The sequence below is a fragment of the Streptococcus suis genome, assembly GCF_902702775.1.
Classification (GTDB): domain Bacteria; phylum Bacillota; class Bacilli; order Lactobacillales; family Streptococcaceae; genus Streptococcus; species Streptococcus hashimotonensis.
This window is the reverse complement of record NZ_LR738724.1, coordinates 1,545,594-1,556,256: the sequence shown is the minus strand read 5'-3', so window position 1 is coordinate 1,556,256 and position 10,663 is coordinate 1,545,594. Positions and strand designations below refer to the sequence as shown.

Below are 10,663 nucleotides of genomic sequence, written 5' to 3'. Positions count from 1 at the left end.
GGGGAAGGGGTCCTATAGTGGGAGGGATTCTCTTCCTCTGCTCCATTTTTGTTACGTAAAATAAAACCGATTGAATAGAAAACTAAAAGTGAGAAAGGAGACTTATGTGACGTATTCTCAACAAATGGTGACTGTAAGCGTCATGGATATAGATCGCCATGTAGAAGTAGCTAAGAAAACTATTGAAAGCCCGCAAGATTATGATAATGCTAAAGAGTTAGCTATTTGGCTAAATAAGGGATATACAGTTGAAAACATCACAACAGAGGAAGTCGATTCAGAAGTTTTTATTACTCTGTATTTGAAAGAAAGAGTGGTATTAGTACTACCGTCTGAGCCTAAAGTTCCAGGAACAGCAGTTGACGGAAAAGGAAAATTAACATGGCCAGAGGGTGTCGCTGAGGCAGACTTGGTCAATGTTTTTGAACGGATACTCTCTTTTACCTACGAAGATGGTCGTCAGGCTCTCCCTCCTGTTGTTCAACAGATAGTCTTATCACGAACAGCCATGTTTAATTTTGTGACGGAAGAATTGACCTATCTACCTTGGAGGTCTTCTACAGGTAATAAATCTTTTCCTCTGTATTCTGTGCAAGAGCTTCCTGGCTTTACTCCATCAGAACGAGAAATTCCTGCTATTGAGGTTCTTTCCTTGCCTACAAACCAAGTTTCGACGACTATTGTCTATAGACGTAGTACCAGAGAAATTCCTATTCAAGTAGTAGATGAAGAAACTGGGGCAATTCTTGCAGAGGATACTTTCAATGGAAAAACGGGTGATGTGATTCGTTATCCAGCCGCATCGCTTGTTCAGGGCCTTATTGCAAAGGGTTATGAAGTGGTTCGTAATGACTTGGAATCTTCTCAATATATTCATGCAGAAGGCAATGTTCCTATCGTTATCAAGATGAGGCCAGTAGTGATGGATATTGATGTGCCAACTACCTATCCAGCGGTAGGAGAACGTGTCTATCCGGAAATGGAAGATAGTATCGTATGGCCTTCAGAATTAGGAGAAGAAGAGCTTCATCGGGAAGTCCAGCGGACCGTTCATTTCTACGATGAAGAGGGGGAAGTAATTCTAGAACCGATTCATCAGGTTGCACATTTTTATAGACGGGCTCAATGGAACTTGGTAACAGGTCATATCTACTATGGTCCGTGGGAAGGTGAGACAACGGTTTTTCCAGCCGTTGAAGCACCCAAAATTTCTGGTTATTTGGCTAAGCCACTCCATATTCCTGCATGGAATCATCTTTCGCCGATGAAACAAAATCGGATTGAGTCCATCACGTACTCTAAAATTATCCAAAAGATTCTCATTAAATTAGTCCTTGAGGAAGATGGCGTAGAACTAGACACTATTCAGCTATTTGGAAAAGCTGGAGATCCAATTCACTATCGCCCAGATGAGAAAATCCAGACATACTTGGCAGCTGGTTATGAGTTGGTCTCAAATGACTATCCAACAGAAGGGATTTTTGGTGTTGATGATGGAGAAGAGAACACCTATCAGATTATTCTCCGTTCTCGCCTCCTCACGGTAATGCCAAATCAGCCGAAAAAAGCTGGAACGGTTGTTGATGAAAATAGTCCTACAGGGCCGTTTTGGCCAAAGGGTGTAACCGAAGAGGAGTTGAAGCGTACGGTTCACCGTCGGATTCGTTTTTTGTATGAAAATGGGGAAGAGGCTTTTCCTGATAGACTAGATATGGTAAGCTTCTCTCGGAGTGCGCAGGTAAACCTTGTCTCAGGTTTAATTACTTATCAACCATGGGATCATAATCACCTTATTTTCGAAGAGATTACGCCTCCTGAACATCCTCAATTTTATGCGGACCATCTCCGTGTTTCTTCTACGGAGGTCACTCCTTACAGCGCACATCAAGAAATAACAGTATATTATAGTGAACGAGAAACCGTATATACTCTTCGTATTTTTCGAGAATCTGATGGTGTATTACTGAGGGAAAGGAAATGTCATAATCCAGACACAGAAGAGATTACTCGTGTCTTCAATCAGATGTTACTACCTCTGACTGATGCAGGATACTGCCTTCCTAAGAAACATAAAAAATTAGAAATTCAGTACCAACAAATCGATACGGAATTAACGCTCTATGTTCACTCAGTCAAAGAAAAGGTAACGATAGAATCACCAAAAGAAGCTTTTTCGACTATAGAAGGTTATCCACGCCTATCTTGGCCAAGTGGTCTCGAGATGGAAGATTTAACTAAGACTGTAACACGTACCATCTATTTCCAATGTGTTGGTCATGCTCCTTTTAAAGAGGAACGGCAAGTCATTCATTTCTCACGTCATGCCCTTGTTGAGATAGCGACGGGTGAAATTACCTACGGTCAATGGACTTGTTCCACCTCATCAGGATTTGATAAGATTCTTTCGCCAGACTTGGACGATTTTGACATGGAGGTGGGGCATGTACCGGCAAAACCATCCTCCCTTATCACAGAGAATGAAGTTGTCCATGTTTATTATCGACCAAAGGTTGGAAATATTCATATTGATTATCAATCTGAGCACGGCAGTTTAGGAAAAGAAGTGTTAACAGGTATGCTGGGAGAAGAAGTTTCTCACCAACTGCTAACATTTCCGGGGTATGAAATTCTGACTAGTGATTGTCCATCTATCCTATCGTTTAGTGAGCAAGAACTTCACTATACTGTTACCCTACGTTCGAAAGTGATGACTGTCGATTATGAGCATCCGTTACCGGCTTATAGAATGATGGATTTGGATGGTTGTTCGACGATGGTTCCAGTAGGATTGGAAGCACACGATTTAACTTATATCAATCAACGAGTTATTCGATTTTTATCTGACACGGGTCAGACCTTATTTCCAGACATTGTTCAAGAAAGCAGAGTCAGCCGGACAGCGGAATTAAACCTTGCGACGCAGTCAGTCCGATATGGTGAGTGGGAAGTAGAGGCACCGTTCCCAGAAGTTAGGGTTCCAGATTTAGTTGGTTATGAAACTCAAAGGCAGTTAATACCAGAATATTCTGTTACTCCAACAGGTGAGAAGCTTGTTTTTAATGAAATCGTACGATATTATTCTTGTCCATATCGATTCTATATTCGTATCATAGATGTCAATACCTTGCAGGTTCTTGAAGAACTTCAGTTGGTGATTCGAACAGGTGAAGAGGCTCCGTATAATTTGGAGCAATTAGTTGACATCTATAAAGACGAGGGTTATGAGCTGTTGGAGACGAAGGTGGTCGGTGAAGAAGACTATTATCGTGATGTGGAGTTGTATCTTCAAGCACGGATAGTTGAGGTTCATCGCGAAATGATTGAAAACGACTATCAAGAACTCCCCTTGGACTTGGCTCAGTATTTACGTCGTATTCCACATTTGACTCTCCATCATCTTGAAAGAAAAATCAGGAGAACAATCTGTTACCTAAATGAAGAGAGAGAAGAAGTAGCGGATTCATATATTGGGGAAGTGCTTTTCGAAAGGGAAGCAGCAGTCAACTTAACTACAGGAGAGGTATCTTTTGGCGATTGGTATAGCCGCTATCCAATCTTTGATGCCATTGTGCCTCCATTAGTAATTGGGTATCAATCGAGTCAGGAATTTATTCCAAGTATTACATTGGAGAGTTCAGAAACTGCTGATATACTCGAAGAACTATATTATTTTTCAAGCGGTCCATCTACTGTCGTTGATGTTAGCCGTATGGACGAAAAAGATACTCACATTGGTGAAAATAAGTCTTCGACCGATAGACATGCGACTCAGTCAGATGGAAAAGAAGTACCAGCAATTGCTACAAAAATTAAAAAGCAAAGTTTATGGACACGTTTGAAAAAACTATTTCACCTGGGAGACACGACTGATTGATATGTCTTAGATAGGTATAGCGAATGTAGTCGATTCGATAAAGATGTATTAAAAGTACATTGCTTGTTTTATTTGTTAAATTTGTTTCTATGATTTCCATGGTAAACTGCCACTATGGTCTTGTAGAATCAAATCAGACTAGTAAGAAATAGGTTGGGGTCTCTCCAATCTATTTTTTATACTTAATGAAAATCAAAAACAGACTAGCTCCAAAGGTTTGGGGAACCTTTGGAGGTTGGAGATAGAGCGAACGTAGTTCGTTTCTACTTACGCAGATAGAACCCTGTTACTATTAACAGGCTGAAAGGCTCCACTGGAGCCTTTCACTCATCAAATCAAGTCAACAACGTCTGATTTTGATTTTTGAAGAGTATCAATCAAAAATGTTTACAAATGTAGTCGTATGTTGTATAATTTGTTTACAGATGTAGTCGGAAAAGGAGTAACCTATGAAACAAGCAAGCTATCCCATTCAAGGTATGACCTGCGCTTCCTGTGCTCTGACGGTTGAAAAAGCTGTTGGTAAATTAGCAGGGGTAGAAGAGGCTAGTGTCAACCTAGCGACTGAAAAATTGAGTGTTAGCTATGATAAAAAGCTTTTGGGACTAGAGGATATTCGTCAGGCAGTTGAAAAGGCGGGCTATCAGCTAGTCGATAACTTGGTGACCGAGTCTTATGACATTTCAGGCATGACCTGCGCTTCCTGTGCTCTGACGGTTGAAAAAGCTCTGGGCAAACTAGAAGGTGTAGAAGAAGTCAGTGTCAATTTGGCAACAGAAAAGGCGACTATCCGTTATAGCCGTGATAGGCAAAATCCAGCCAGTCTTGAAAAAGCAGTTGAGCAAGCAGGCTATCAACTGATTAGACCAGATCAAGTGGAAGAGACGGTGGATAAGGGACCAAGCAAGGAAGACAGTCTTTGGAAACGATTTGTCTGGTCAGCAGTCTTTACTCTTCCACTGCTCTATATTGCTATGGGTCCTATGTTACCCTGGGGTGGGCTTCCATTACCAGCCTTGCTCCATCAACCGCTAGTCTATGCGGTCAGTCAAGTCCTCCTGCTCATCCCTGTCCTTTATATGGGACGCAGTTTTTTCCAAAAAGGCTTTAAAACTCTCTTGCAAGGCCATCCCAATATGGATTCCTTGATTGCCGTTGGGACTGGAGCAGCCTTGGTTCAAGGCCTGTTGATGATTGCTTTTCTTCTGATGGGGAAAGAAGTAGCCATGCACGGTCACCATCCAGAACTGTATTTTGAATCAGCCGCCGTTATCTTGACCTTGATTACCTTGGGAAAATATTTTGAAGCTAGAGCCAAAGGTCAGACTTCTGAGGCCATTAAGAAATTGATGGATCTGGCTCCCAAGACGGCCCAGGTCTTACGAAATGGGCAGGAAATACAAGTGCCGATTGAAGAAGTGGTGGTCGGTGACCAGGTCATTGTTCGCCCAGGTCAGCAGATTCCTGTTGATGGTCAAGTTCTAGAAGGCCAGACACGTGTGGATGAGTCCATGCTGACGGGTGAGAGCCTGCCAGTGAAGAAGGCTCTAGGCGACAATGTTTTTGGCGGTACCCTTAATCAGCAAGGTGCCATTACCATGCAGGCTACCAAGGTTGGTCGTGATACGACTCTGGCTCAGATCATTCGCTTGGTAGAAGAGGCTCAAGGATCTAAGGCCCCCATCGCCAAATTGGCTGACCAAGTATCTGCCGTCTTTGTGCCAGTTGTCATGGGCTTGGCATTCTTGTCTGGGCTGGCCTGGTACTTCTTGGGGCAAGAATCCTGGATTTTTTCACTAAGTATTATCATCGCCGTCTTGGTCATCGCCTGCCCTTGTGCTCTGGGTCTAGCAACTCCGACGGCTATCATGGTTGGGACTGGAAAAGGGGCAGAAAACGGTCTTCTGTTTAAGTCTGGTCAAGCTATTGAAACCCTACAAGGTGTGAATACCATTGTCTTCGACAAGACAGGGACTATTACAGAGGGCAAACCCCAGGTGACGGACATTCATCTCTTGTCTACTAAAAATCGTGAGCAGGTCCTCCAGCTGGCAGCAAGTAGCGAGCAATTTTCCGAGCATCCTCTGGCTCAGGCTCTCCTGCAAGCTGCACAGACAGAAAAGATTACTCTCTTGCCCGCCACCGATTTTCAGGCTCTTTCAGGTCGTGGTCTTTCGGTGACAATAGCAGAGCAGACCATCTATCTGGGAAATGAACGGTTGATGCGGGAACAGGGAATTAATGTTTCCCAAGGACGTGCAGTTGCGGAGGCATTTGCCCATCAAGCCAAGACGCCTGTTTTCCTAGCCAGCCAGCAAGAATTACTAGCAGTCATTGCCGTTGCCGATAAAGTAAAAGAGACCAGCCGTCAGGCTGTCCAGGCTCTGCAAGCCATGGGCTTAGAAGTGGTCATGCTGACAGGGGACAATGAAAAAACTGCCAAAGCCATTGCCAAGGAAGTCGGCATTGAGCAGGTGGTCAGTCAGGTCCTACCAGATGACAAGGCCAACCAAGTCAAGCTATTACAAGAACAGGGCAAAACAGTCGCTATGGTAGGGGATGGCATCAACGATGCCCCAGCTCTAGCTCAAGCCCATGTGGGTCTGGCCATTGGTTCTGGGACTGATATTGCCATTGAGTCTGCCGATATTGTCCTCATGCATAGTGACATTTTGGATGTGGTCAAGGCTGTTAAACTCAGCCAGGCAACCATGCGGACCATCAAACAAAATCTCTTCTGGGCCTTTGCTTATAATGTGATTGGCATTCCAATCGCCATGGGTCTATTACATGTATTTGGTGGACCTCTGCTCAATCCTATGTTTGCAGGTGCAGCCATGGCCCTTAGCTCAGTGTCCGTCGTCTTGAACGCTCTGCGATTGAAAACCTACAAACTATAGCAAAAATACCAGTCAAAAAACTGGTATTTTTGATTATAAACGCTTACAATAGATATATTAAGTGCAAGGGAGATGTTTATGACAACCTTTATTGGAAAACCGGTGACCTTGGTAGGTCCACGATTGCAGGTGGGAGATACCGCCCCTGATTTTGTCCTCATGGCCAATGACTTGAGCCTGAAAAGTCTGAAAGACTTTGGCAAGCAGACTAAGGTCATCAGTGTGGTGCCTTCTATTGACACAGGGATTTGCGATACCCAGACTCGTCGCTTCAATCAGGAACTGGCTGACCGTGACAATACGGTTGTCGTGACGATTTCAGCAGACCTGCCTTTTGCCCAAAAACGCTGGTGCGGGGCTGCAGGTTTGGAAGATGCCATCACCCTGTCTGATTACTATGACCATGCCTTTGGTAAATCCTACGGTGTGCTCATGCGGGAGTGGAATTTGCTGGCGCGTGCGGTCTTTGTCCTTAATGCCGACAATGAAATCACCTACGTAGAATACTTGGACAATGTCAACGAACATCCAGATTATGATGTGGCTTTAGAGGCTGTTAAATAATAATATAACGGTGTCTGAGCAGGCATCGTTTTTTTGTTTTTTATATTGACTTATAGTGAACTACAAGTGTTATAATGGCATACAGGAGGTATAGACCATGGACAAACTCGGCTACACGATTGCGGAAGTCAGTCAAAGATACCAGATCAATAGTAATACTCTACGTTATTATGAACGAATTGGCTTACTGCCAGATGTTCCAAGAGCAAGCAATGGACATCGCTATTTTACAAAGGAAATCCTGGCTTGGCTGGAGATGATTATCTGTCTGCGTCACTCAGGTGTCAGTATTGAAACGCTGACAGAGTATGCTTCCTTGTTGAAGGAAGGAAATAGCACCGTTAAGGAACGGGAAAACTTGTTGCGGGAGCAGTTGACAACTCTCTATCAAAAGCAGGCCAACCTCCAACGCTCCATTGACCGCTTGGAGAAAAAAATAGCCTTATATGAATCAGGTGAGATTGAACAAGACCTTTCCTACTTTGAAGACTATGCGATTTTATCCGATGAAAAGGACAGTTGGAAGGAGATAGATGTATGAAAATAGATGTATTTGCCCATGTATTGTTGCCCCAGTTTTACCAAAAAATGTTGGCCCTTGATCCAGCCTTGCCTCAGAAAATGCCTTTTTTGCAAAATCCTGTCCTGCAAGACATGGAAAAAAGGCAGGCTCTACAAGATCCAGCTGTCAAACAGATTATTTCATTTGTCAATGTCAATCCAGAAGATTATCTGGAAGCAGAGCCAGCTTTGGCTTTGGTTCAAGAAGCCAATCAAGAACTCTTGGAAACTGTTCAGGCCTATCCAAATCAATTTTTTGCTGGTGTGGCCATGCTGGCCCTGAACAACATTGAGGGAAGTCTGGAAATTTTGGAAGACTTTGTCGATAAAAATCCTGAAATGGTTGGCATACAGCTGTTTTCAAGACACCTTGGACTATCCATTGCAGACCAGAGCTTCAGACCAATCTTCGCTAAATGTGAAGAATTAGATATTCCTATCTGGTTGCACCCTGTATTTGACAATCGCAAACCAGATAATAACATTGTTTTTTCATGGGAATACGAGCAGAGTCAGGCTATGCTACAATTGGTGGAGGCAGGAATCTTTCAAGATTATCCTAATCTGAAAATCATTGTTCACCATGCAGGAGCCTTGGCCCCCTTCTTTAGCGGACGGATTCAGTACATTTTGCCGGAAAAACAGGTGGAGGACTTCCGCAAGTTCTATGTAGATACCGCTATCTTAGGCAATCCAAAGGCTCTAGAATTAACCATCGACTATTTTGGCTTAGATCGGGTACTCTTTGGAACCGATGCGCCTCTTGGGATTGCGCCTGCAGGGGCTACGCTGGTCATCTCAGAAGCTATTGACTCCTTGCACTTATCTCAAGAGGACAAGCAAGCCATTTACTCTGAAAATATCAAACTATTACTGAAGGAGACAAAATAGATGAGTAAGCCAGTTGTTCATTTATTTCATCTAGGAGTTGATGAGAAAAATCGTGATAGCTTTTACCAAGTGGGTATGGAAAATTTCCAGACCTCCTATGAAGAGGAAGCTGGCACTCTTGCCATGTACGCCAGTTCTTTAAAGGGAAATCCGTTGGAGTACAAAATTTTTGAGGTCTATGCAGATGAGGTGGCCTACCAAAGTCATCGGACTTCTCTGCACTACCAATCCTATGTAGAGCAGGTGGGATCCAAACTCACCAAGCGGGAGGTCTATGAAGTAGAAGCCTTGTTTTTGGAAGAAAAGTTGCCGTCTGGAGTGTGGCTAGGACCAGAACACCATTTCCTAAAATTTGCTCAGGTTCAAGTGAGAGAGGGAAGCCAGGAAGCCTTTGAAAATAGTGTCCTAATAAACATGCAAACTTCTATAAAAGAAGAATCAGGTGTTTTAGCAATGTATGCCGCAAAGGACAGCCAGCAATCAAATCGTTATTATTTCTACGAAGTGTATGCGAGTGCGAAAGCCTACGAAGACCACCGTTTGACTCCGCATTTTCAACGCTATATTTCAGAAACGCAGGATTTGGTGGAAGAAAAAAACTTACAGGACTTGGAAAACAGTATCGCAATCTCGAAAGGGCAGTTGGCTTTTTCTAGCTAATTTGTATCCCCTAACTTTCTGTGCTATACTGTTGAAATGAAAAAATTTTAACAGGAGATTCTATGCCCTTTATCAAGCATAAAAAGGTCGAGTTGACCGAATTATTTTATGATTTAGTTTATGTCTATACTATCAGTCAGCTGACGTCGATTATCCACCATTCCCATCAGGGAGTCGTCAGTCTTCAATCATTTTTTAACTTCTCAGTTGGACTGATTATTTTTGTCAATTCTTGGATGGTGCAGACTGTCTTTACAAACCGTTTTGGGAGCAACAGCCTGCGCAATATCATTTTCATGTTTTTGCAGATGATCTGTCTTTTGGTGGCATCAAGTGCAGTTGCAGGAGAGTGGCAGACTAGTTTTGTATGGATTTTTCTACCCATGGCCATTATTTCCTTGCTGCTTCTGGTTCAGTACATTTTAGAATATTTCCAGACTTCAAACGATGCGGATCGGAGTCTGATGAAGCAGTTTTTCTATATCCTCGGTTTGCGGTCTGTCATGCTCTCCCTTTCCTTATTTTTCCCTTATGAGATAGGTATGTGGATTGCCTTGGTTGGTATTCTCTCGACCTGGTTGCTACCTGGATTGCTCAGCGATCCCAACCGTGGCTTTGTTTCGGCTGACTTGAATCCAGTAAATTTTCCACACTTGATGGAGCGCTTGTCGCTCTTAGTGATTATTACCTTTGGTGAGTCCTTGATTGGAATCTCAGAGCATTTTAGTCCAGAGAATTTTTCTTGGGAATCCATTGCGATTTTCATTACTCTAACAAATCTTTTCATGGTCTATATTGTAGAAGTGGACCACCTGCTTGATGTAGAACGGGAAGAAACTGGGATTCGTGCCATTTATAGTCACTACCCCATACTCTTTGGGCTCAGCTTGATAACCATAGCCCTCTCATTTTTTGGAAATGGTGACATGAATACCCAGTACACCGTCTTTTATTTTTATGGTGGCCTAGTCCTCTTTATACTCGGACTCCTTCAGCACAATGTTTATAATAAGCAAGGCAGAATCCTATCCAAGCAATTTCAATCTACCCAGCTCCTGCTCATCAGTATCGGCTTTGGAATTAGTCTGCTAGTCTTTACTCAGTCATGGAGTTGGTTGATCGTGACCAGCTTGATCGTGACTAGTCTGATGATGATTGGTTTTGTTGGTATGAACCTTGGTCATTCGGCAGAATAAAAAATCCCGCTTCAATC

Annotated in this window: 7 protein-coding genes; all 7 read left to right on the top strand. The window is 43.2% G+C overall.

What is annotated here, in order from left to right; translation table 11 throughout:
* Positions 1-106 precede the first annotated feature (106 nt).
* The 7 genes from GPW69_RS07580 to GPW69_RS07550 all read left to right on the top strand — a co-directional run bounded on the left by GPW69_RS07580 (position 107) and on the right by GPW69_RS07550 (position 10,646).
* The gene (locus tag GPW69_RS07580; protein ID WP_141668705.1) at positions 107-3,874 is read left to right on the top strand and encodes a mucin-binding protein; all 3,768 of its coding nucleotides are present in this window, start codon (positions 107-109) and stop codon (positions 3,872-3,874) included.
* A 449-nt stretch (positions 3,875-4,323) separates the two neighbouring features.
* The gene (locus GPW69_RS07575) at positions 4,324-6,774 is read left to right on the top strand and encodes a heavy metal translocating P-type ATPase (RefSeq protein ID WP_044761264.1); all 2,451 of its coding nucleotides are present in this window, start codon (positions 4,324-4,326) and stop codon (positions 6,772-6,774) included.
* A gap of 78 nt (positions 6,775-6,852) precedes the next feature.
* The gene (gene tpx, locus GPW69_RS07570; RefSeq protein ID WP_044761265.1) at positions 6,853-7,338 is read left to right on the top strand and encodes a thiol peroxidase; all 486 of its coding nucleotides are present in this window, start codon (positions 6,853-6,855) and stop codon (positions 7,336-7,338) included.
* Between the two features lie 97 nt (positions 7,339-7,435).
* Positions 7,436-7,879: a MerR family transcriptional regulator gene (locus GPW69_RS07565; protein WP_044758488.1), complete on the top strand. Its 444-nt coding sequence runs from the start codon at positions 7,436-7,438 to the stop codon at positions 7,877-7,879.
* Entirely contained in the window at positions 7,876-8,790 is a 915-nt protein-coding gene (locus tag GPW69_RS07560; RefSeq protein WP_074391780.1) for an amidohydrolase family protein, read from the top strand. The genes GPW69_RS07565 and GPW69_RS07560 overlap by 4 nt, the downstream gene beginning before the upstream one ends.
* Positions 8,791-9,450, top strand: a complete 660-nt coding sequence (locus GPW69_RS07555; protein ID WP_074391781.1) for a putative quinol monooxygenase — start codon at positions 8,791-8,793, stop codon at positions 9,448-9,450.
* 62 nt (positions 9,451-9,512) lie between these two features.
* The gene (locus tag GPW69_RS07550) at positions 9,513-10,646 is read left to right on the top strand and encodes a low temperature requirement protein A (protein WP_079848519.1); all 1,134 of its coding nucleotides are present in this window, start codon (positions 9,513-9,515) and stop codon (positions 10,644-10,646) included.
* The last annotated feature ends 17 nt before the right edge of the window (positions 10,647-10,663 follow it).